General features: G+C 61.8%; 19 protein-coding genes and 1 pseudogene. 3 read left to right on the top strand and 17 right to left on the bottom strand.

Annotated elements, in window-relative coordinates:
• Positions 1-84: 84 nt before the first annotated feature.
• The 13 genes from BC360_RS05430 to ybgC all read right to left on the bottom strand — a co-directional run bounded on the left by BC360_RS05430 (position 85) and on the right by ybgC (position 15,118).
• Positions 85-1,263: a phosphoserine transaminase gene (locus tag BC360_RS05430; protein ID WP_065780901.1), complete on the bottom strand. Its 1,179-nt coding sequence runs from the start codon at positions 1,261-1,263 to the stop codon at positions 85-87.
• A gap of 164 nt (positions 1,264-1,427) precedes the next feature.
• Positions 1,428-2,261, bottom strand: a complete 834-nt coding sequence (locus BC360_RS05425) for an outer membrane protein (RefSeq protein ID WP_065794582.1) — start codon at positions 2,259-2,261, stop codon at positions 1,428-1,430.
• Between the two features lie 190 nt (positions 2,262-2,451).
• On the bottom strand, positions 2,452-3,288 hold the full coding sequence (locus BC360_RS05420) for an outer membrane protein (protein ID WP_083222451.1): 837 nt from the start codon (positions 3,286-3,288) through the stop codon (positions 2,452-2,454).
• A 329-nt stretch (positions 3,289-3,617) separates the two neighbouring features.
• Entirely contained in the window at positions 3,618-4,970 is a 1,353-nt protein-coding gene (gene glmM, locus BC360_RS05415; protein ID WP_065794541.1) for a phosphoglucosamine mutase, read from the bottom strand.
• Positions 4,971-5,284: 314 nt separating this feature from the next.
• Complete coding sequence (gene ftsH / locus BC360_RS05410; protein WP_065780903.1) at positions 5,285-7,228, bottom strand: ATP-dependent zinc metalloprotease FtsH; 1,944 nt, start codon at positions 7,226-7,228, stop codon at positions 5,285-5,287.
• 100 nt (positions 7,229-7,328) lie between these two features.
• On the bottom strand, positions 7,329-8,669 hold the full coding sequence (gene tilS, locus BC360_RS05405) for a tRNA lysidine(34) synthetase TilS (protein ID WP_139109924.1): 1,341 nt from the start codon (positions 8,667-8,669) through the stop codon (positions 7,329-7,331).
• Positions 8,659-9,690, bottom strand: a complete 1,032-nt coding sequence (gene ybgF / locus BC360_RS05400) for a tol-pal system protein YbgF (protein WP_065794540.1) — start codon at positions 9,688-9,690, stop codon at positions 8,659-8,661. The genes tilS and ybgF overlap by 11 nt, the downstream gene beginning before the upstream one ends.
• Positions 9,691-9,887: 197 nt before the next feature.
• Complete coding sequence (pal, locus tag BC360_RS05395) at positions 9,888-10,421, bottom strand: peptidoglycan-associated lipoprotein Pal (RefSeq protein ID WP_065780905.1); 534 nt, start codon at positions 10,419-10,421, stop codon at positions 9,888-9,890.
• Positions 10,422-10,603: 182 nt separating this feature from the next.
• Positions 10,604-11,908, bottom strand: a complete 1,305-nt coding sequence (tolB, locus tag BC360_RS05390; protein ID WP_065794539.1) for a Tol-Pal system beta propeller repeat protein TolB — start codon at positions 11,906-11,908, stop codon at positions 10,604-10,606.
• 30 nt (positions 11,909-11,938) lie between these two features.
• A complete protein-coding gene (locus BC360_RS05385; RefSeq protein WP_065794538.1) occupies positions 11,939-13,009 on the bottom strand; it encodes a cell envelope integrity protein TolA in 1,071 nt (356 codons plus the stop codon).
• A gap of 9 nt (positions 13,010-13,018) precedes the next feature.
• Positions 13,019-13,471 carry a protein TolR gene (gene tolR, locus BC360_RS05380; protein WP_053249667.1) on the bottom strand — a complete coding sequence of 151 codons (453 nt, stop codon included), beginning with the start codon at positions 13,469-13,471 and terminating at the stop codon, positions 13,019-13,021.
• 27 nt (positions 13,472-13,498) lie between these two features.
• Positions 13,499-14,221 (bottom strand): protein TolQ, encoded by a 723-nt coding sequence (gene tolQ, locus BC360_RS05375; RefSeq protein ID WP_065780908.1) that lies wholly within the window; start codon positions 14,219-14,221, stop codon positions 13,499-13,501.
• Positions 14,222-14,662: 441 nt separating this feature from the next.
• Positions 14,663-15,118: a tol-pal system-associated acyl-CoA thioesterase gene (gene ybgC / locus BC360_RS05370; protein ID WP_065780909.1), complete on the bottom strand. Its 456-nt coding sequence runs from the start codon at positions 15,116-15,118 to the stop codon at positions 14,663-14,665.
• Between the two features lie 127 nt (positions 15,119-15,245).
• Between ybgC and BC360_RS05365 the strand changes: the two genes are divergently transcribed.
• The 3 genes from BC360_RS05365 to BC360_RS05355 are packed head-to-tail and all read left to right on the top strand — an operon-like array spanning position 15,246 to position 18,213.
• The gene (locus BC360_RS05365; protein ID WP_065794537.1) at positions 15,246-16,466 is read left to right on the top strand and encodes an NAD-dependent epimerase/dehydratase family protein; all 1,221 of its coding nucleotides are present in this window, start codon (positions 15,246-15,248) and stop codon (positions 16,464-16,466) included.
• On the top strand, positions 16,463-17,326 hold the full coding sequence (locus BC360_RS05360; protein ID WP_065794536.1) for a glycosyltransferase: 864 nt from the start codon (positions 16,463-16,465) through the stop codon (positions 17,324-17,326). The genes BC360_RS05365 and BC360_RS05360 overlap by 4 nt, the downstream gene beginning before the upstream one ends.
• Complete coding sequence (locus BC360_RS05355; RefSeq protein ID WP_065794535.1) at positions 17,323-18,213, top strand: NAD-dependent epimerase/dehydratase family protein; 891 nt, start codon at positions 17,323-17,325, stop codon at positions 18,211-18,213. The genes BC360_RS05360 and BC360_RS05355 overlap by 4 nt, the downstream gene beginning before the upstream one ends.
• Before the next feature lie 117 nt (positions 18,214-18,330).
• Here the strand turns inward: BC360_RS05355 and BC360_RS05350 are convergent, their stop codons facing one another.
• From BC360_RS05350 to ruvB, 4 genes and pseudogenes are all read right to left on the bottom strand, one after another.
• On the bottom strand, positions 18,331-18,999 hold the full coding sequence (locus tag BC360_RS05350; protein ID WP_065794534.1) for a hypothetical protein: 669 nt from the start codon (positions 18,997-18,999) through the stop codon (positions 18,331-18,333).
• Positions 19,000-19,318: 319 nt separating this feature from the next.
• Positions 19,319-19,693, bottom strand: a pseudogene (locus BC360_RS05345) (metallophosphoesterase); the annotation flags it as partial.
• Positions 19,694-19,776: 83 nt separating this feature from the next.
• Positions 19,777-20,679 (bottom strand): metallophosphoesterase, encoded by a 903-nt coding sequence (locus tag BC360_RS05340; RefSeq protein ID WP_065794532.1) that lies wholly within the window; start codon positions 20,677-20,679, stop codon positions 19,777-19,779.
• The gene (gene ruvB / locus BC360_RS05335; RefSeq protein WP_065780915.1) at positions 20,680-21,720 is read right to left on the bottom strand and encodes a Holliday junction branch migration DNA helicase RuvB; all 1,041 of its coding nucleotides are present in this window, start codon (positions 21,718-21,720) and stop codon (positions 20,680-20,682) included.
• Between the last annotated feature and the right edge of the window lie 47 nt (positions 21,721-21,767).

Below are 21,767 nucleotides of genomic sequence, written 5' to 3'. Positions count from 1 at the left end.
TGGCCTCCTTGAAAAGATCAGGTCTGAACGGGAATGCGGTACAAGGGCTTCGCTCCCCATCGAGAGCGAAGCGGATCACTTGGATCAGGCCGCTGCCTGCGACAGCGTCGCCTTCTGGGTCTCGAAAGCCCAGGTCAGCCACGGCATCAGCGCTGCCATGTCGGATGCCTCGATCGTGGCGCCGGCCCAGATTCTGAGACCGGAAGGTGCGTCGCGATAATGGCCGACGTCGAACGCGACACCTTCCTTTTCGAGCAGGGCAACGACGCCCTTGGCAAAGGCCGCCTGTCCGTCCGCATCAAGTGCTGCGACGTCCTTGTCGGCTATCTTCAGGCAGACCGACGTATTGGAGCGGGTCTCGTCCTTGACCGCCAGATTGGCGATCCAGCCGTTGGCTGCAACGAAGTCGAAGATCACCTTGGCATTGGCGTCGGCACGCGCCATCAGACCCTTGAGCCCGCCAACCTTCTCAGCCCAGACGAGCGCGTCGATATAGTCTTCGACGCAGAGCATCGACGGCGTGTTGATGGTCTCGCCGGTGAAGATGCCTTCGATCAGCTTGCCGCCGGAAGTCATGCGGAAGATCTTCGGCAGCGGCCAGGCCGGAACGTAGGTCAGCAGGCGCTCGACGGCACGCGGCGAAAGAATGATGACGCCGTGTGCACCCTCGCCGCCGAGAACCTTCTGCCAGGAGAAGGTAACGACATCGAGCTTGGCGAAATCGAGGTTCTGCGCAAAGGCGGCAGACGTCGCGTCGCAAATGGTCAGGCCCTTGCGGTCGGCCGGAATGAAGTCGGCGTTCGGAACGCGGACGCCCGAAGTGGTGCCGTTCCAGGTGAAGACGACGTCACGGTCGAAATCGATCTTGGAGAGATCGGGAAGTTCGCCGTAACCGGCTTCGAACTTGCGCACATCGGCGAGCTTCAGCTGCTTGACAACGTCGGTCACCCAGCCGGCGCCAAAGCTTTCCCAGGCGACCATGTCGACGCCACGCTGGCCGAGCATCGACCAGAGCGCCATTTCGACGGCGCCGGTATCGGAAGCCGGCACGATGCCGATGCGGTAATCGGCCGGCACTTCAAGAATGTCACGGGTAAGATCGATGGCCTGCTTGAGCTTCGTCTTGCCGACCTTGGCGCGGTGCGAACGACCGAGCGGAGCGTCGGAGAGAGCATCGAGCGACCAACCGGGGCGCTTCGAGCAAGGGCCAGAAGAAAAATGGGTGTTGTTCGGACGGGTGTCCGGCTTGGCAGGCTTCGTCATGTGCTATCCTTCCAGATAGATAGCCCTTCGTTGGGGAAGGGTGTCCCGCCGTCGGAAATATTGCGGGTCCGGAAGGAAGTCAAGCGACTTGTGTCGCAATCGAGAAAATTTATGGCGCCGGGGGCAAGATCAGCAAAGGCAGAACCATACCCGCCGACCGATTGTTACCAGAACGAGAACCGCAGGCCCGCTCTGATCTCGTGACGGGAAAGACCGTCGTCGAAGCCTTTTGCGCCGCTCGCCCCGGCAAGCGCCTCGGCGCCGAAGCCGAACATCTCGCCGTCGCCGATATGCGAATAGCGGTAGCCGACATCGAGCTTCAGGCGATCGCTCAGATCGTAGGAGACGCCGGCCATCAGCGCATAGGTGAAGCGCCAGCTGTCGCGACCGTCAAATGAGGTTGTGGCCGGAGCACCGGCGCAGGCGCCGCCACCAGCAACGCAACTCTCGCTCGCAAATGCTGTATTCCAGCGCAGATTGGTCGCGCCGATACCGGCGCCGAGATAGGGCGTGAAGCCGGCCAGGGTTCCGAAGTCGACATAGGCGTTCGCCATCAGGCCCAGCGCGGAAAAATCTGCCGTCGTGGAAAAGGCGCAGGACGTGCCCGCCCCCTGCCCGGCGCAGGGGTTGGCGCCAAGCGACGAGCCGTCGAAGCGACCCTCGAAATAATCGGCCGTGAGGTCAGCGCGGAAGGTGTCGGTGATCTGGTAGCCGAGGCCGATCGTGCCCGAAAGCGGCTTGCCGAAGCGTGCACCGTCGAAGGGAATATTGCTGTAGCTGCCGGTTCCCGCGTCGAAGGTGCGGTAGGAGGGATCGCCCTCGTCGCGCCAGCCGCCGTAACCGATGTCACCACGCAGATAGAGGCCGCTGCTGCCGGTTGCTTCCCGGGCAATCGTGATTTCGGGGGCGTCGATCAGCGCCTCGTCTGCGGCAAGCGCAGGACCTGAGAGGAACAGACCGATGAACGCGGCTCCGCAGATCCCGTTTCGCCATTCCATGCCCATGCCCTTTCGCTGCAATTACCGTCTCCGGACGGGCTGCACCCACCGGCTGCTTTGTTCGGCGTTAACTATTGCAGACGGAGGTTAACTCCCGGTTAACCATGCCCGTTAGGAGTTGCGCAAAGCTTTGGGCAAGACGACAAAGACCGCCCAAGGGCGGCCTTTGCGATTTTCGGTATTGCGTCGCTTACTTGTAGACGATCGGCTCCGGCGGCGGTTCGTAAGGAACTTCGCAGACATTGCCGAAGGAGTAACGCAGACCGGCGCGCGCCTCATGGATGTAGAAGCCCTCGTCGGAACCCGGACCGCCACCGTTGGCGTAGCCGAACATGTTGCCATCATCGACCTGGCGGAAGCGGTAGCCGACATCTGCCTTGAGATTGCAGGTCAGGTCGATGGCAGTACCGGCCATGAGCGCGTAGGTAAAGCGCCACTTGCTCTCGCCATCGTGCTCCGTCGTCGGGTCGCATCTGCTGGGGTCCCCGATTACGCAGCTGGTGTTGCGCAGCTTGCCCCACTTGACGTGCGTGGCACCGATACCGGCGCCGACATAAGGGGTGAAGGCGCCGTAGGTGCCGATGTCGACATAGGCGTTGGCCATCAGGCTCCAGGCGGAAACCGAGCTTACATCGCGCGACCTGCAGGGCTCGCCCGGGAAGCTGCCGCATTCGCCTAAGGTCGAGCCGGTAAAGTCGCCGTCGCCCCAGTAGTCGAGCGTGACGTCGGTGCGCAGGTAGTTGTTGAACTGGTAACCGACACCGCCGCCAATCACCCAGGAGTCATCGATATCGGCCGATTCGAAGTCGGTTATGGAGCCGCTCGGCCCCCCCTGGTAGAAATGCGCACCCCGCAGTTTGTTCCAGGCATAACCGACGTCGCCACGCAAATACCAGCCGCTGGTCTGGATCACTTCAGCCGGCTGCTCGACGATCGGTGCTTCCACGGGGGGTTGGTAAATGTCGGCAGCAAAAGCTGCTGTGCCGCTGAGCAAGACTGCAACAACGCCACTCAAAATTCTCTTCATGGCCCACTCCAATACATTCGTTGCTTGGCGCACCATGAAAATGGCGTCCAAATCCTGACGTTGGCTATGGATAATGAGGGGGAAAGGTTAAGCTCCGATTAACTACAAAAGTTTACCGTGTGCATTAACGAACGTTAATACTCCAAGCTGTTGCATGTTGTTCTTTGGCGGACAAAGAAAAGGCCGGTGAATCTCACCAGCCCTGGAGGAAACTGCCGGATGTGTGCTTTCAGAGCGTTTCCGGTTTAGATGGAATCGCAGAAACGCTCTATCTCTTTGTTTTACGCATTTCCTGACGGAAAACCGCTGCGCACTTTTCCTGGAAAGCTTTAGGCAGCGTTGCGCGCGCTGCCGATGACATTGATCAGCCCGTCGACGATCCGCTCGACCTGGCTGCGGTCATCGCCTTCGGCCATCACCCGGATCAGCGGCTCCGTCCCTGACGGACGGATCAGCAGGCGGCCGGACTTGGCAAGCTCGGCTTCGGCATCGGCGATCGCCTGCCGCACGGTTGCGTCCTCGAGCGGCTTACCGGCCGAAACCCGCACGTTCTTCAGCACCTGCGGCACCGGCTCGAAGCGATGGCAAACCTCGCTCACCGGCTTGCCGAGGCGCTTGACCACCGCAAGGATCTGCAGCGCGGCCACGAGACCGTCACCGGTCGTGCCGAAGTCCGACAGCACGATGTGGCCGGACTGCTCACCACCGACATTCAACCCCTCCTGGCGCATCTGCTCGACGACATAGCGGTCGCCGACCTTTGTGCGATGCAGGTCGATGCCACGACCCTTGAGGTAACGCTCCAGGCCCAGATTGGACATGACCGTCGCCGCAATCGCGCCGCCGCGCAGCGTGCCGTCCTCGGCCCAGCTGTCGGCGATCACAGCCATCAGCTGGTCGCCGTCGATGACCGTTCCGTTTTCGTCAACGATCAGAACCCGGTCGGCGTCACCGTCGAGCGCGATGCCGATATCGGCACGCACCTCATGCACTTTTCTGGAAAGCGCTGCCGGGTGGGTCGAGCCGCAATCGAGGTTGATGTTCACCCCGTTCGGCTCTGTGCCGATCGTCACCACTTCGGCGCCGAGTTCCCACAGCGCCTGGGGTGCCACCTTGTAGGCGGCGCCGTTGGCGCAATCGATGGCGATGCGCAGGCCCTGAAGGGTGACGTCGCGCGGCAGAGTGCGCTTGGCATGTTCGAGATAACGATAAATGTCGCCGTCGACGCGCTTGGCGCGGCCGATGTCTTCGGCCTTCGCGAGCTGTCCCGACAGATCCTGGTCGAGCAGCGCTTCGATCTTGGCTTCGATATCGTCGGAGAGCTTGTAGCCGTCAGGGCCGAACAGCTTGATGCCATTGTCCTGGAACGGATTGTGTGACGCCGAGATCATCACGCCGATATCCGCGCGTAGCGAGCGCGTCAGCATGGCAACGCCGGGCGTCGGGATCGGTCCGAGCAGAAACACGTCGAGACCTGCCGCAGTGAAGCCGGCGACCATGGCGTTTTCAAGCATATAGCCGGAAAGACGCGTGTCCTTGCCGATCACCACCCGGTGGCGGTGGGCGCCATTTCGGAAGATCGTGCCAACGGCGATGCCGACCCGCATGGCGAGATCCGGCGTCATCGGAAAAATGTTGGACTGACCGCGGATACCGTCCGTGCCGAAATACTTGCGCTTCATAAGAACTCCATCGTTCTGCTGGGTCAATGCCGGCTTTGCCTGCTTCACCTGTCTGCGCGCGCCGCGACTGGGTTTCATCGACCAGACCTCATATCATTCCGGCTGTTGCCGTTGCTCGCCCATCACTTCGACACCGAAGCAAAGGCTGAGAGCATTTCGATTCTTCTTTGACACAAAACCAATGCAAACGGCAGCGACGATAGCATCAGAAATCATTACATCGCGTTACCAAGTGCAATTCGGTGCGGGGCAACAAAAAGCCGCCGCACCCTCCGGCGCGGCGGCTCTTGAGATAAGCGCCTGAACCAAAGCCGCTATTGCGGCTGCGGCTCGAAGCCACCTTCGGACTCTTCGCCCTTGCTGCCCGACGAGCCCTCTTTCTTGACCCCGGCCGAAGGCACGGCGGAGCCGCGATGCGGCGGCGTGTCGTCGCCAAGGTCGCGCGCCGGCTTTTCGCCGCGGATCAACGACTTGATCTCTTCGCCCGTCAGGGTTTCGTATTCCAGCAGGCCTTCCGCAAGTGCCACAAACTCGTGATTCTTCTCGGTCAGGACCGTGCGTGCTGTTTCATAGGCCTCATCGATCAGACGACGGATTTCGTTGTCGATCTTCTGAGCCGTTGCTTCCGAAACGTTCTTCTGCTGGGCGACAGAATGGCCTAGGAAGATTTCCTGCTGGTTCTCGCCATAGGAAACCTGACCGAGCTGGTCGGAGAAGCCCCACTGTGTGACCATCGCACGGGCAAGCTTGGTCGCCTGCTCGATGTCTGACGATGCGCCGGAGGTGATGTTCTCCTTGCCGAAGGTCAGTTCTTCAGCGACGCGCCCACCCATCATGATGGCAAGCCGCGAGACCATCCACTTGTAGCTCATGGAGTAGCGGTCGCCTTCCGGCAGCTGCATCACCATGCCCAGCGCCCGTCCGCGCGGAATGATCGTCGCCTTGTGCAGCGGATCGGCCGAGGGAACGTTGAGCGCCAGGATCGCGTGACCGGCTTCGTGATAGGCGGTCAGCTTCTTTTCCGCTTCGGTCATGGCGGAGGAGCGGCGCTCCGCACCCATCATGATCTTGTCCTTGGCGTCTTCGAACTCAAGCATGGTGACGACGCGCTTGTTGCGGCGCGCAGCCATCAGGGCAGCCTCGTTGACGAGGTTCATCAGGTCGGCGCCGGAGAAGCCGGGCGTGCCGCGGGCCAGAACCTTGAGGTCGACGTTCGGCGCCAGCGGCACGTTGCGAACGTGCACCTTGAGGATGCGCTCGCGACCGTTGATGTCGGGGTTCGGCACGACGACCTGACGGTCGAAACGACCCGGACGCAGAAGGGCCGGATCGAGAACGTCGGGGCGGTTGGTCGCCGCAATCAGGATGATGCCTTCGTTGGCTTCAAAGCCGTCCATCTCGACCAGCAACTGGTTGAGCGTCTGCTCGCGTTCATCGTTGCCGCCGCCGAGACCGGCGCCACGATGGCGACCGACCGCGTCGATTTCGTCGATGAAAATGATGCAGGGCGCATTCTTCTTGGCCTGCTCGAACATATCGCGCACACGGCTTGCGCCGACGCCGACGAACATTTCGACGAAGTCCGAACCGGAGATGGTGAAGAACGGAACATTGGCTTCGCCGGCAACCGAGCGGGCAAGCAGCGTCTTACCGGTACCGGGAGGGCCGACGAGCAGCACGCCGCGCGGAATGCGGCCGCCGAGGCGCTGGAACTTCTGCGGGTCGCGCAGGAATTCGACGATTTCTTCCAGGTCCTGCTTGGCTTCGTCGACACCGGCGACGTCGTCAAAAGTGACGCGGCCATGCGCTTCCGTCAGGAGCTTGGCCTTGGATTTGCCAAAGCCCATCGCGCCACGCGAACCACCCTGCATCTGGCGCATGAAGAACAGCCAGACGCCGAGGATCAAAAGCATCGGCAGCAGCGTGCCGATATAGCTCAGGAACCCGGAGGAACCGTCGGTTTCCGGACGAACGGTCACCGTCACGTCCTTGGCTTCCAGACGCTCGGTGAGCGCGGTGTCGACCGAAGGCGCATAGGTCTGGAACGTCGCGCCGCTTTCAGAATAGCTGCCGATGACCTTCGAGCCGGTGATCACGACTTCCTTGACGCGGCTCGCATCGACGTCCTTCAGGAACTGCGAGAACGGAATCTCGCGCGAGCCGGTGCGCTCGGTCGGCTGCTGAAACATGCTAAACAGCGCGATCAGCAAAAGCGCTATGATTGCCCATAGGGCAAAATTACGAAAATTAGGGTTCATCGAACTCCCCGGAACCTGTCACAACCCGCACATTTCGCCGGGCCGCTTTCTTGCCCCTAACATAGGGTTCTGGCGGCGCCTTGCCAAGGCAAACCGCCAACTACCGTTCCATTTCTGTCAACAGATCGTGAACCGGCGACCGAACATAGGGCTGACGCCCGAACAATCCGGCAATCATGTCTGCCATGATCAGGTCGAAACCTGGCAAAAAGGTGTCGTAGGGGCCAATGCGAGGCTCAATGTGGGCTTCCGCGATGCAATTGTCGTCAGTGGATACAACATGAGGCGCGGAAAACGACGCCCGCTTGGCAACGCCCGGTGGCAGTCCTGCGGCAATAAGTCTCTCCTGTTGCAGGCCGCCATCGCCAGCAGCGCTTATCTGCACCATGCCATTTCCGACATTTCCAACCGTAAAGCGGCCATCCCAGATACCGGTCGCGCCGGGCCTCAGCACCAGAAGCGGCAGATCGCGTGCCTCGCGATAGAGGTAAAGGCCGGTCGCGCGCCTATCGAACACCACCCGCCCAGCGGTCAGCCGCCCCGGCTCGCCCCGCTCAAGGAACGCCACCAGTCGCGTGACCGTGTCCGCGGCCAAGGGATGCGTCCGACCGCCGACGACAGTCGCCATCGCCAGAAGTGCGCGCCGGCAGTCGGCGTCGACACATCCGGCGACAGCAGCATCGGCAACGCTTACGACCAAGCTTTCGTGAACGCGAGCGTGAAGCTCGAGCCAGGCGGCCGCCCTCACCGATGAGCGGGCCCGGAAAGCCGCGTCCCATGTGGCAACCGCTTCGTCATCTGCGTCAGCGAGGCGCTCGCGGGTTCGCACCCGCTCGAAACGCATATTGACGTTGCTCGGATCGTCGAACCAGCCGACGCCCTCGGCGGTAAGAAATGCCCGGATGTCGGCGCGACGCAGGCCGAGGAACGGGCGCAACACCCAGAAGCGTCTGTCGTAGAGCGTTTCGTCGGCCATTCCTGCGCCGCCGGGTCCCTGCCCGCGCTCGGACCGCATCAGGATCGTCTCGCGCTGGTCGTCGAGCGTATGTCCGGTGACGATGCAAGTGGCGCCAAGATCATCGACAGCGCTCGCCAGCAGCTGATAGCGCTTTTCGCGCGCGGCGGCCTGAATTCCGGCGGAGGGTTTTGGGCCATCCCAGCGTTTGGTGACATGCGCGATGCCAAGGCTGGCGCAGAAGCCGGCCACGGCCTCCGCTTCGTCGGCCGAGCCGGGCCTCAGGGCATGATCGACCGTGCAGGCAGCAAGGGAAAGGTCGGCATTGCCGGTTGCCTCGATCATCCTGTTTAGGGCGAGAAGCAGTCCTTTGGAATCGCTGCCGCCGGAGACGGCTACGAGCAATCGGGCCGGCCGATTGAAGGATGAAAGAAATCGTTTCGCCGTTTCGAGAACGGCCAGGTTGACTTGCGTCTCAGCAGCCAAAGCGGCTTTGCTCGCTCGTCACCTTTGCGCGCACGGCCGGTGAGGCCTTCGGGTAGCGCTTGTTCACCTCGCGCAAGGTGGCGCAGGCGGTTTCCTTGTTGTCGAGTGCGCCGAGCGACATGCCGAGTTTCAAAAGCATCTCCGGAGCCTTCGGCGACTTGGCGTGCGCCTGGTGCGCATTCAGGAACGTCTTGGCGGCTTCGCTGTATTTGCCCTGCGAATACTGCGCCTCGCCCATCCAGAAGCTGGCATCGGCTGCCTTTTCGCCCTGCGGGAACACGTCGAGATAGTCGCGGAATTCCTGCTCGGCGGTGCTGTAGTCGCCGGAAAGCACGTGGCCATAGGCCGACTGATAGAGGTCGCCGGGGTTGTCGAGCGCTGCCGTCTGCTGCTCGCTATCCGGGTTGGCGTTGAGCCCGCCACTGTTGCCCGGAAGTGCCACGCCGGTATCGACACCGGGAGGCGTGGCATTGGCGCCCGGCTGTGCGTCAGTCGTGGTCGAAATGGGATTGCCGCTCTCGTCAAAGACAATCTGTCCGAGCGTCGTCGGAGGTGCGGCACCGGGTGCGCCCTGATTGGTGCCCGATGCGGCCATGCCGGTGCCGGGATCGACAGGCGCCATCGTCTGGCTATCCGTCACCCCCGGGGTGACGGACGCCTGATCGCTGGACTTCGGCGTCTGCAGTGCGCCGCTCTTCTTGGGGGAGGCCTTGCCGCTTTCCAGATCCTGGAAGCGGAACTCGTTGTCCTCCTGGAACTTCCGGATCTGCTCCTGCATCTGCAGAAGCTGGAAGCTCATTTCTTCGATACGCCCGTTGAGCGAGCGGATCTGTTCTTCAAGTTGCCCGACCCGTGTGGTCTCGGAGGCCTGTACCTTCACGACGGGAAGACTGTGCGAGCCTGCCGTGTCGGCGTTTGTCGTTCGGGCCGAAAGCCCGGAAAGCGGCATGGCGTTTACTGTCTGGCCAAAGCCCGAAAGGGCCGCGAGACCAAGCAGTCCAGCCACGACAAATTTCTTCATTTCATTTGTCCTGTTCGAATACCGGTTTTCCCACCCTGGAATCGGGGCCCGCAATACATCTCGCCGATTCATCTGGATGATTGCCGCACAGTTTTCCAATTACCCTGAAAAAGCAACGGAGTTCGGCCAAAGTGTGGTAAAAAAGCAAAGGGCGGCACAAGGCCGCCCTTTTAATTTAGCGATGCGTGATCGGAAGATCACATGCCGGCGCCACCGAGGACGGTTACGGCGCGGCGGTTCTGCGACCAGCACGAGATGTCGTCGCAAACGGCGACCGGCTTTTCCTTGCCGTAGGAGATCGTCTTCAGGCGGTTGGCAGGAACGCCGCGCGAGATCAGATAGTCCTTGGTGGAAGCAGCGCGGCGAGCGCCGAGTGCCAGGTTGTATTCGCGGGTGCCGCGTTCGTCGGCATGACCTTCGACGGTGACGGCGTAGTTCGGGTACTTGGCAAGCCACTGAGCCTGGCGGTCGAGCGTCTGCTGGGCATCGGCGCGGATCGAGGTCGAGTCCGTGTCGAAGAAGATGCGGTCGCCGACATTGACGGTGAAGTCCTGCTGCGAACCCGGCGTTGCGGAACCAGCGCCGCCGAGACCGAGCTCGTTGGCGTTGTTCGGAAGGTTCTTCTTCGAGGCGCAGCCAGCGATGGCAAGGGTCATGACAAGTGCGATCATGACCGGGTTGCGAGCGATGGTCTGCATGCGGCCTGCGGCCGGGGTGTCAATTCGGCTCATGCGCCGGTCTCCTTGAGAAGTGTCTGAATTCACGGTTGCCAGACTGTAACCGGAAGCGGTTAATCGCTTTTCAACAGTTATGGTTAACAAATCGATAATTTAAGCGCGGCGCCTGCTAGACCAGCACTTTGCGGCGAGAAAGCGGCGTCACTGCCACAATCCCCGCCGCAAAGGCGAGCCTGCTATTCAAGCCGCGGAGACCAGGCCGGGTCCGAGGCAAAGCCCTGCGTCGGGACGGCCTGCTCGTTGTAGCCGGTGAGGTCGATCGAGTAGAGTTGCGGTCCGCCGGCACCGGCGTTCTGGCGGAAGAACATCAGCACGCGGCCGTTCGGCGCCCAGGTCGGGCCTTCGTTGTGGAAGCCCGTGGTCAGGATGCGTTCGCCCGAACCGTCGGTCTTCATCACGCCGATCGAAAACTTGCCGCCGGATTGCTTGGTGAAGGCGATCAGGTCGCCACGCGGAGACCAGACCGGCGTCGAATAGGAGCCGTCGCCGAAGGAAATGCGGCGCTGGCCGGAGCCGTCGGCACCCATAACGTAGATCTGCTGGCGGCCGCCGCGGTCGCTTTCGAAGGCGATCTGGCTACCGTCCGGCGAATAGGAAGGCGCCGTATCGATCGCCGCCGTGCTGGTGAGGCGCGTTGTCGTGCGTGAGCGCAGGTCCATCGTGTAGATGTTGGCGTTGCCCTCCTGCTGCAGGCTCATGATCACGCGCTGGCCGTCCGGCGAGAAACGCGGCGAGAAGGTCATGCCCGGGAAATTGCCGACCACCTCGCGCTGCCCGGTTTCCAGCTGCAGCAGGTAGACGCGCGGCTGGTTGTTTTCGAACGACATGTAAGTGACTTCCTGACGGTTCGGCGAGAAGCGCGGCGTCAGAACGAGGTCGTTGGAGTTGGTGAGCGCGCGGGGATTTGCGCCATCCTGGTCCATGATCGCAAGCTGGCGCTTGCGGGCGGTCTTCGGGCCGCTTTCGGCGACATAGACGACACGTGTATCGAAATAACCCTTTTCGCCGGTGATCCGCTCATAGATCGCATCGGCGATGATATGCGCGACACGGCGCCAGTTTTCAGGCTGGGTGAAGAACTGCTGGCCGGTCATCTGCGTGCCCGCAAACGTGTCCCAAAGCCGGAACTCCGCCTTCAATCGGCCGTCAGCCTCCTGCGTCACGCGACCGGTGACGAGCGCCTGGGCGTTGATGACCTTCCAGTCCTCGAACCGCGGAGCGGCGTCGGGGTTGCTGATCTTTTCGATGAAGGCGCCGCGATCGATCGGCGCAAACAGCCCCGAGCGCTTGAGGTCGGCCGCGACCACGTCGGAGATCTTCTTGCCGAGTTCACCCTGCAGGAAGTCGGTGACGGCAATCGGCAACGGCTCGACATTGCCCTTGTTGATGTTGAGCTCGACCAATGCGTTTGCAGGCGAGGCAACCAGCCCACAGCCAGCAAGGATCACGACCATTAGGCGGAAAAAAGTGCGTCTCAGCATTCTATAAAGCCTTTCAGCCTCTCACTATCTTCAGAGCATCGAGCTCGGGTCGAAGTTGACCACGACCTCGCTCCACGAATCGTATTTGTCAGCCGGCAGCCCGGTGAAGGGCGCGGTCTTCAGCACGGCGCGTTTGGCACCGCTGGCGAGCGCGCGGCGAGCTGCTTCCGAGCCGCCGGTCGCCTCGACCTCCGGATCGCCAGCCAGGCTGCCATCGGGGTTGAGGCGGAAACTGACCTTGATGCGGACATCGGCAGCATCGGCCATGCCGGGAATGATCGACCAGTTGCCTTGGATCATTCCGCGCAACGCATCCATTTCGCTCTGCGAGAGCGTGTTGCCGCCCGTCGTCTTCTTGCCGCCCAGAGCTGCCTGCTCTGTGGAGCGCTTGGCACCGCCGCCGGACGATTCCTGCTTGTTGAGCAGGGCCGCGATCTCGTCGGCATTGAAGTCGCTCTCCTTGGCGGAGGACGCCTTCTTCTGCTCCTTCGGGGTGTCTTCCTTCTTGCGCTCAGGCGTCTTTGCCGTCTGAGCCGGCTTTTCAACCTTGGGCTTCGCCGCCGGAGTCGGAACCTTCTCCGGCAGCGCCTCGGCTTCCGGGTTTTCAGCCGGCTTTTCTTCGGCTGGCGCAGGCTCGGGCTTGGTTTCCGGCTTCACTTCCTGCTTGGGCTCCGGCAGTGCTGCAACTTCGGTCGCCGGCTCCGAAGCCGGCTTGGTCTCTTCGACCTTCTTGATCTCTTCCTTGACCGGATCCGGCGTTGGCTGTGTCTTCTCGGTCTTTTCCGGGGCGGCCGCAGATTCGTTCTTCGTCGGCTTGACGTTCGGCGTCGGCGGCGTCTTCAGGTCGATGTCGTTGTCGCCGATGTTTTCGGCATTCTCGACGGGGGTCGGCTTCTTGGTGGGAACAGGCGACGCCTTCTCCTTGGCTGGCGCCTTCTTGTCGCCCTGCTGGATCTGCGTCATTTCCGTGATCGGCACGATATCGACAGGCAAGGCTTCGACGTCAGCGACCTCGAAGTCAGCCGGACTGCCGAGCGAAACCAGCGCCCAGGTCAGGACCAGAGCGTGCAGCAGACCAGATGTGGCGAGACTGCCCTTCATGGCCAAGGATCACTTTTCCTGTTCTTGCAGCGTCACGAGGCCGAGGTTCTTGAACCCGGCAGCGGAGATCCGCGCCATGACCTTCATCACCGTGCCGTAGTCGGCATTGGTGTCGCCACGAACATAGATGCGTTCGTTGTAACCGGTGGTGGCAATCGCCTCGAGCTTCGGCACGACCTCTTCGATCGCGATCGGCGTTTCCTGCAGGTAGATTTCACCGGCCGGGTTGACCGACACAGTGATCGGCTGCGTATCGGAATTAAGCGCCTTGGCCTGCGTTTCCGGCAGGTCGATCGGCACGCCGACCGTCATCATCGGCGCGGCGACCATGAAGATGATCAGCAGCACCAGCATCACGTCCACGAAGGGCGTGACGTTGATTTCGCTCATGATCGCTTTCTTGCCGCCCCGGCGACGACGACCGCCGCCCGAACCTTTGGCTCCGCCAACCGACATACCCATCAGCGTGGTCTCCGTGCTCTCTGGCGATTATTGCGCGGCCTGGCGCGGGTTCTGCAGCTTCTCGTCGATCTGCCGCGACAGGATCGCGGAAAACTCGTCGGCAAACGCCTCCATGCGCGCCGACAGCTTGCCGGCGTCTGCAGAAAACTTGTTATAGGCGATAACGGCGGGAATAGCGGCGAGCAGACCGATCGCGGTCGCCAAGAGCGCTTCGGCAATACCCGGCGCCACGACCGCAAGGTTGGTCGACTTCGAACCGGCGATCGCCTGGAACGAGGTCATGATACCGACGACGGTACCAAAAAGACCGATGAAGGGTGCGGCCGAACCGATGGTCGCGAGCGAGCCGAGGCGCGCTTCCAGCGATTCCGATTCACGGGCAAGCGTCACGTCCATGGCCCGGTCGATACGCATCTGCAGACCGATCGGCGAGCGTGCGCCGCGCTCGAAGCTTTTCTTCCATTCGCGCATCGCCGAGACGAAGATCGCGCCCATGCCCGAAGTCTGGCGGTCGGAGAGCGTACGGTACAGCTCTTCCAGCGACTGGCCCGACCAGAACACCTGCTCGAAGCCGTCGAGCTGGCGACGGGCACGGCCGTAGTTCAGCGTCTTGTCGACGACGATCGCCCATGTCCACACCGAAGCTGCAATCAGCCCCAGCATGACCAGCTTCACGACAAAGCCCGCTTGCATGAACAGCGACCAGAGGGTCACATCGTGCGTCGCAGCGGCCAATCCAACCTGTTCCATCGTTTTCAGTCCCCGAATCCAAACACCCGGCAAGAGCGGCTCATGCTCGTGACCGGGTAGCCCAAACGTCCTGTTGCAAGAATGCCCCGGTGCCGCCGCTGGTCGCACCATCGCGACCTTTATTAGCTTATGGTTGCCTTCTTGCCGTCAATTTTGGTCAAAGGATGACGTGCACTGCACAAATCCTGATGGGCTGATTAAGACACCATTATGGTTAAGGGAGTGTTACCATGACTGTGTCTTTCCGGCCGCACTTCCGGGCCGCGGCCGCATCTCGGAACCACACAAACGACACGACATCGCAGCTTCGATTAGATTGAGGCTTTCAGGGCAGCATGTTCGGCGGGCTGATGGGAGAAAACTCCGATGGCGCGCCATCGATCGGCAGCTCGCGCGGCAGCTTGAGCATCGGACACATGCTCGCAAAGAAGGCTCCTTGGCTTAGCCGACGCTTTGCCTTGCCCGCGTGAACTTCGTCGCCAGTGCCTCCGGCAGCCGGCGGGGACGGCCCTGGCCGTTGATCACAGCGATGATCACCTTGGCGGCGATCAGCAATTGCTCATTGCAGCGGATTTCCTGCAACAGCACCATCTTGGCCCCTCCGGCCTTCTCGGTGACCGTGCCGATCGTCAGGATATCGTCCATGCGCGCCGGTGCCTTGAAGTCGATCTCCATGCGATGCACGACGAAGACGAGGCCTTCGCTATCTCCCTCGATCGCCAGCGTCGCCTGCTCGACACCGAGCAGTCGCAGGAAATCGGTGCGGGCGCGCTCCATGAAATGCAGGTAGCGGGCGTGGTAGACGACGCCGGAAAAATCGGTGTCTTCGTAATAGACGCGCTGGACCAGTCGATGGCCGTCTTCGGTCAGTTCGCCTGCAAGCGAGATCAGGGACATGCTTCTCTCCGACAAGAATTTCCCAAATCCTGTGCAGGAACAAAAAGGCATTTGCAAGCATTGCAGCTTTGTCACAAACCTATCCTACACGTGACACAGCTTTCCTTCCTGATCAGGAGATCCGTGCATGAAGATTGCGATCCTCGGCGGCGATGGTTTCATCGGCTGGCCAACGGCCCTTCATCTGTCCGACGCCGGCCATGACATCCATATTCTCGACAATCTCTCACGCCGCTGGATCGACACGGAGCTCGGCGTTCAATCTCTGACCCCGATGGATTCGATCCAGGAGCGCACCCGCATCTGGCATGCCGAAACCGGCCGCCGCATCCATTTCAACCTGATCGATCTTGCCCGCGACTACGAGCTTCTGAAGAACTGGCTGGCGGAACATCGTCCCGACGCGATCGTGCATTTCGCCGAACAGCGCGCCGCGCCCTATTCGATGAAGAGCGACCGGCACAAGAACTACACCGTCAACAACAACGTCAATGCCACGCACAATCTGCTCAATGCGCTGGTGGAACTCGAGCTCGATGCGCATCTGGTGCATCTCGGCACCATGGGCGTCTATGGATATTCCACGGTCGGGGCGGCGATCCCCGAGGGCTATCTGCCGGTCGGCATCGAAACGATGTCAGGCGAAACCGTGAGCCAGGAGATCCTCTATCCCTCCAATCCCGGTTCGATCTACCACATGACCAAGTGCCTGGATCAGTTGCTGTTCCAGTTCTACGCCAAGAACGACGGCCTCAGGATCACCGACCTGCATCAGGGCATCGTCTGGGGCACCCACACGGAGCAGACCCGGCGTCACGCACAGCTGATCAACCGCTTCGACTACGACGGCGACTACGGCACGGTGCTCAACCGTTTTCTCATCCAGGCGGCGATCGGCTATCCCCTGACCGTGCACGGCACCGGCGGCCAGACACGCGCCTTCATCCACATTCAGGATTCGGTGCGCTGCATTGAACTGGCGCTGAAGAACCCGCCCGCCCGTGGCAGCCGTGTCGAGATCTTCAACCAGATGACGGAAACCCATCGGGTGCGGGACCTGGCCGAAATGATCGCCGCGATCTCCGGTTCGCAGATCGCCTGGCTGCCCAATCCGCGCAAGGAAGCGGCGGAAAACGAACTGGTCGTCCACAACGAAAAATTCCTGACGCTCGGCCTCAACCCGACCCTTCTCAGGGATGGCTTGCTTTCCGAGATCGTCGATGTCGCCAGGAAATTCGCCTATCGCGTCGACCGTTCGCGCGTTCCGGCCGTTTCCGCCTGGACCAAGGATATTGCGACACGTATCAACCACGACCCTGAGGGCAAGCGGCTGAAATCCGTTTCATGACATCGATCGAGAGCAAACCGGAGGGGCTCGCTCCCTCCTCCCCTGCCTCCTCGCACCGTGCATTCGTGACGCTCGTCACCAACGCCGACTACGCGCTCGGCGCCCGCGCGCTCGCCCGCTCGATCCGCCTCACGGACACGCCGGCCGATATCGTCGTTCTCCACACCGGGGGCGTATCGGCCGACGCCCTCGCGCCGTTGGCCGAATTCGGCTGCCGCCTGGTCGAAACCGAATTGCTGCCGCTCTCGGATGCCTTCAACGAGCGCCACGCCCGCCGCAACGTCCACGACAAGGCTCCGTTCACCAAGGGGCGCAAACCGGCGTTTCATTCGCCTCTCGACAATTTCTGCAAGCTGCGGCTTTGGCAACTGACCGACTATGTCAGCTGCGTGTTCATCGACGCGGACGCGATCGTCCTCAGAAACATCGACCGGCTGTTTCACTATCCGGAGTTTTCCGCGGCCCCTAACGTCTATGAGGGCCTCGCCGATTTTCACCGCTTGAATTCCGGCGTCTTCGTCGCCGAACCATCCGTCGCGACTTTCCGAGCCATGCTCGACAGGCTCGATGCGCCGCAAGCCTTCTGGCCGCGCACCGATCAGACCTTTCTGCAGACCTTCTTTCCCGAATGGCACGGCCTGCCGGTCACGATGAACATGCTGCAATATGTCTGGTTCAACCTGCCCGAACTCTGGGATTGGTCTTCGATCGGCGTGTTGCACTACCAATATGAAAAACCGTGGGAGAAGGACCACCCGCGCACCGAGCAGCTTCGACCGTTGATCGACCTCTGGTTCGCCTATCTCACGGGCGACGATATCCCTGACATCGCAACCCTTGCCAATCCGGCCCGGTCATGAGGCGCGTGCTTGTTTCCGGCGGCACCGGTTTTGTCGGACGCTTCATCGTCGAGCATCTGATGGCGAGCGGATATGAAGTGGTGGTCGGCGGCCGCACGCCACCCGCATCCGCCTTCTTTTCGAAGGCTGTCGCTTTCGTCCCGCTCGCGCTCGCCCCGGATATCGACCAGAGTGCTGCCTTCCGGCACATCGACCACTTTGTCCACGCCGCCTTCGAGCATGTCGCCGGCCGCTATCGTGGCGGTGAAGGCGACGATCCGGAAGGGTTCCGCCGCAGCAATCTCGATGGCTCCGTCCGCCTGTTTCAGACGGCTCGCAATGAGGGCGTGAAGCGCTGCATCTTCCTGTCGAGCCGCGCCGTCTATGGCGAGCAGCCGCCGGGAGCAGGCCTCTTTGAAGACATGCCCTGCAATCCCGAAAGTCTCTATGGCGCGCTCAAGCTGGAAGCCGAAAACGAACTCGACGCACTGGGCACAGCCGCATTCAAGACTGTGAGCCTGCGTGTGACCGGCGTCTACGGCGTACCCGGCGAAGGTGCTGCTCACAAATGGCAGCCGCTTTTCGATGGCTATCTCTCGGGCCGTGTGATCGCACCACGTGCCGGCACGGAAGTGCATGGTGAGGATGTGGCCACCGCCGTTCGCCTTGCCCTGCAAACACCATTGGATCGCCTGCAGGGCAGCGTGTTGAACGTCTCCGATGTCCTCATCGACAATCGTGCCATTCTGGCAATGGTTCAGGATATTACCGGATCCAGGCAAGCCCTTCCGGGACCGGCCGCGCTGACCGCGTTCAACGCCATGAATACCGAGAAGATCCGGGCACTTGGCTGGCAACCGGGCGGGCTGGAGCGATTGCAGGCAACGGTCAGAAGTCTGCTCGCCTGACGCTGCTGGCACGCCCGGCCATGGGCATCCATAAACAGAAGGGCCCGGCGTCGAGGACGACGCCGGGCCCTTCTTTTCAGTCACGTACCGGCTAAATCAGGCACGCGATCCCCCAGCTCAAGCCACCGAGGGCAGGCCCATCATCGGCTCGATCCGCGTTTTCGTCTGCTTGGCCGGCACCTTGTCCGCCGGCAGCACGAAAAGAAGGCTGTGCGAGATGACGATCGCCGCTGCCAGCAGCAAGCCATAGGCCATCAGGATCACCGTCATCGGGACGACGAAGTTGAGCTGCGGCAGGGCACCGAGCATCAGCGGCACGTACCACGAGGTTGCCGAGACGGCACCGGAGATGAGGAAGGTGCTGCGCTGTTTGGTCGACATGCCTTCCATCAGCGAACGACCGATCTGCATCTTCACCTTCGGCAGGATCACCGCATGGATGAAGGCCCCATTGACCGTCAGGATGGCGACGATGGTCATCTTCGCCCAGACCTTCTCATTGCCGAGCTTGATCGGCTCGAAGTAGCCGTAGTAGGTCATGAAGCCAATGCCCGTGACCCACAAGAGGATCAGGCCCCAATTGACGATCTTCGACCCGAAGTGGAACACCGCCCAGTGTTCCGGGGCCACTTTCCCCTTGATGAAGAATCTGACGATCATCAGATCCAGAACGGTTGCAGCGCCCAGCCCCAGCGCCAACCCTATGAAGTGGAGTATGCGTAGACCCGTCTTGAGCGCGGCGACGGGATCGAGGCTCAGCGTATTGATCAGAAACATGAGACCCATTGTAAAGTACCTTTTCGATATCGGCAGGATCACATGGGAATGGCGCCACCCCGAATGGCGCACCCTACAAAATTCCCTCAGACTGAATGAAATCGACGCTGAACTAAAACCGCTTCTGTCTGTCCCTGGACGGCACGTGATACTGCTAATGCCCTTAATCGCCCGGCGTCTTGTTACTGTCGAAATCGGCTCAAAGCGCGGCACAGATGTGGCAATAATGAGAATACAATAAAGTAGGCATATGCCATGCACAGATATTCAGTGCCTGCCTCGGCGATATAGCCTGAAATCGCGACAGTAACGACGGCCGGGGTTGACCCTAGCCTATGTCGACGGCAACGACCTCCGGCGGCGATCCGATGCGCACCGGCAAATTCGAAAGACCCAATCCGCCTGAGACGATCATGTGGCGGTCGTGCTCGATGATATGCCCGTAGGCATAGCGGTTGCCGTATCGCGACGGCACGAGCGGAGCATAGCCCAAAAACCTCACCTGCCCGCCATGGGTATGACCGGTGAGCGTCAGCGATACGCGCGGAGGCACATCGACGAAGATATCCGGTCCGGGCGCCATCAGAATGATCGGATCGTCACCGTCAATGCCGGCCAGAGTGCCGGGCAGGTCATCGAGCCCGTCGATCATGCCGGCACCATCCGACGCCGGATAGGAGGGCTCGAGCTGATCCGCCAGACCGACCCTGCTGGATCATAGCGAGCACGCCGTCCCGCCGAAATACGCCATTCGGCCGCGCGCCTAAGCCATGCGGCCGGGCCGCCTCAGCCAAGGTCGATGACGACGATCTCCGGCGGCACGCCGAAGCGGACCGGCGCAATCGAGCAGCCGAGCCCGCCGGAAACGATCAGGCTGCGATCCGCCTCGACCATATGACCGTAGGCGTAGCGATCGCCGAAACGGGAGGGAACGACGGGAGCATGGCCGAGAAACCGGACCTGCCCGCCATGGGTATGGCCGGAGAGCGTCAAGGCGACGCGCGACGGCACCTTCGGAAAGATGTCCGGTTCGTGGGCAAGCAGGATCACCGGCGCGTCGTCGCCGACCTGCGCCAGCGTGCCGTCGAGATCGTCGAGGCCCTGCATATGCGTGCGCATCCATTTCCTGCCCGGCACCAGGGCAAGCTGGTCTTCGAGGCCGGCGAGCCAGAAGCCGAGGCCATTCTTTTCCAGCCGGACGGCGCGATTGCTGTAGACGCTGATGCCGACGTCGGCGAGCGCCTTGTGACCGAAGGTGAGACCGCCGCCGTTCTTCTGCGCGGCCCTGTCCTCCCACCAGTCGTGATTGCCCATGATCGCATGCACGCCGAGCGGCGCCTCGAGCGTCGCCAGTGCCTTCGACCATTCGCTGGAATGCACGTAGCGGGTCACCAGGTTCATGCCGGCGGCATAGTCGCCGAGAAGGACGGTGATATCACCACCAAGCGCATTGGCTTGCCGGCAGATCGAAGCGATGCGGTTGGCCGACATCCACGGCTCGCAGGCATGGATGTCGGCAAGGGCCACCACGCGCAGCTTCAAGCCGGGCGTCCAGCCCGGTGGCGTCAGCGAATATCGCGTCACGTTCAGCCGGGCGAGCGGCTCGATCGCAAAGGCATAACCGCCAAGTGCCGCCATGCTGGCTATGCCACCGCCGAGAAACTTCAGAAGTCCGCGGCGCGTGATCATTTACTCGTCCTCGAGCGTCAATCGAAACTGGGTCGCCTCGAGATCCCTAGGTGGATTGAGGCCGAGATGCTTCCAGGCGTTGGCGGTCAGCACGCGGCCGCGCGGCGTACGCTGGATGAAGCCCTGCTGGATGAGATAGGGCTCGATGATGTCCTCGATCGCGTCGCGCGGCTCGGAAAGCCCGGCGGCAATGGTCTCGATACCGACCGGCCCCCCGCCGAAATTCTGTGCGATCATCGAGAGGTAGCGGCGATCGAGCTGGTCGAGCCCCATGCTGTCGACAAGAAGCCGCGTCAGCGCCTCGTCGGCGATCTTCTTGGTGACCGCTTCGGCCCGCGCCACTTCGGCAAAATCGCGCACCCGCCTAAGCAGGCGGCCGGCGATGCGCGGCGTGCCGCGCGCGCGGCGGGCGATCTCGCGCGCGCCGTCGTCGGTCATGCCGAGCCCCATCAGCCGGGCCCCACGGCGCACGATCGATTCCAGCTCCTCGACCGTGTAGAAATTGAGCCGCACCGGAATACCGAAACGGTCACGCAAAGGCGTCGTCAACAGGCCGAGACGCGTGGTCGCCGCCACCAGCGTGAACTTCGACAGGTCGATCTTCACCGACCGCGCCGCCGGCCCCTCACCGATGATCAGGTCGAGCTGGAAGTCTTCCATCGCGGGATAGAGGATTTCCTCGACCGCCGGGTTGAGCCGGTGGATTTCATCGATGAACAGGACGTCGCGCTCTTCAAGATTGGTCAGAAGTGCGGCCAGATCGCCCGCCTTGGCAATGACCGGCCCGGAGGTGGAGCGGAAATTGACCCCGAGCTCCTTGGCCATGATCTGCGCCAGCGTCGTCTTGCCGAGGCCGGGCGGCCCAACGAACAGCACGTGATCGAGCGCCTCGCCGCGGTTCTTCGCCGCTTCGATGAAGATCTTCAGGTTGGCGCGCGCTTCCGCCTGGCCGGTAAATTCGTCCAGCGACTGCGGACGCATGGTCGCATCGAGATCTTCGCCGCGCTTTTCCGGCGTTATCAGGCGTGCGGCTTCAGTCATCCATCCGTTCCAATCGATCGGGCATTCTTGCGCAGGGCGTCAAAGGG

The organism is Ensifer sp. LC163, from assembly GCF_001695855.1.
Taxonomy (GTDB): Bacteria; Pseudomonadota; Alphaproteobacteria; order Rhizobiales; family Rhizobiaceae; genus Ensifer.
Note: the sequence above shows the minus strand (reverse complement) of the source record. Positions and strands in the feature narration are given on the sequence as shown.

Bases quoted from the DNA above. Each gene is read 5' to 3' on its own strand.
- BC360_RS05340 (WP_065794532.1), bottom strand. From the start codon at position 20,679: ATGATCACGCGCCGCGGACTTCTGAAGTTTCTCGGCGGTGGCATAGCC.
- tolB (WP_065794539.1), bottom strand. From the start codon at position 11,908: ATGCTGAGACGCACTTTTTTCCGCCTAATGGTCGTGATCCTTGCTGGC.
- tolQ (WP_065780908.1), bottom strand. From the start codon at position 14,221: ATGGAACAGGTTGGATTGGCCGCTGCGACGCACGATGTGACCCTCTGG.
- ftsH (WP_065780903.1), bottom strand. From the start codon at position 7,228: ATGAACCCTAATTTTCGTAATTTTGCCCTATGGGCAATCATAGCGCTT.
- BC360_RS05385 (WP_065794538.1), bottom strand. From the start codon at position 13,009: ATGAAGGGCAGTCTCGCCACATCTGGTCTGCTGCACGCTCTGGTCCTG.
- BC360_RS05355 (WP_065794535.1), top strand. From the start codon at position 17,323: ATGAGGCGCGTGCTTGTTTCCGGCGGCACCGGTTTTGTCGGACGCTTC.
- ybgF (WP_065794540.1), bottom strand. From the start codon at position 9,690: ATGAAGAAATTTGTCGTGGCTGGACTGCTTGGTCTCGCGGCCCTTTCG.
- ybgC (WP_065780909.1), bottom strand. From the start codon at position 15,118: ATGTCCCTGATCTCGCTTGCAGGCGAACTGACCGAAGACGGCCATCGA.
- BC360_RS05350 (WP_065794534.1), bottom strand. From the start codon at position 18,999: ATGGGTCTCATGTTTCTGATCAATACGCTGAGCCTCGATCCCGTCGCC.
- BC360_RS05360 (WP_065794536.1), top strand. From the start codon at position 16,463: ATGACATCGATCGAGAGCAAACCGGAGGGGCTCGCTCCCTCCTCCCCT.
- glmM (WP_065794541.1), bottom strand. From the start codon at position 4,970: ATGAAGCGCAAGTATTTCGGCACGGACGGTATCCGCGGTCAGTCCAAC.
- ruvB (WP_065780915.1), bottom strand. From the start codon at position 21,720: ATGACTGAAGCCGCACGCCTGATAACGCCGGAAAAGCGCGGCGAAGAT.
- BC360_RS05425 (WP_065794582.1), bottom strand. From the start codon at position 2,261: ATGGAATGGCGAAACGGGATCTGCGGAGCCGCGTTCATCGGTCTGTTC.
- pal (WP_065780905.1), bottom strand. From the start codon at position 10,421: ATGAGCCGAATTGACACCCCGGCCGCAGGCCGCATGCAGACCATCGCT.
- BC360_RS05365 (WP_065794537.1), top strand. From the start codon at position 15,246: ATGAAGATTGCGATCCTCGGCGGCGATGGTTTCATCGGCTGGCCAACG.
- BC360_RS05430 (WP_065780901.1), bottom strand. From the start codon at position 1,263: ATGACGAAGCCTGCCAAGCCGGACACCCGTCCGAACAACACCCATTTT.
- BC360_RS05420 (WP_083222451.1), bottom strand. From the start codon at position 3,288: ATGAAGAGAATTTTGAGTGGCGTTGTTGCAGTCTTGCTCAGCGGCACA.
- tolR (WP_053249667.1), bottom strand. From the start codon at position 13,471: ATGGGTATGTCGGTTGGCGGAGCCAAAGGTTCGGGCGGCGGTCGTCGT.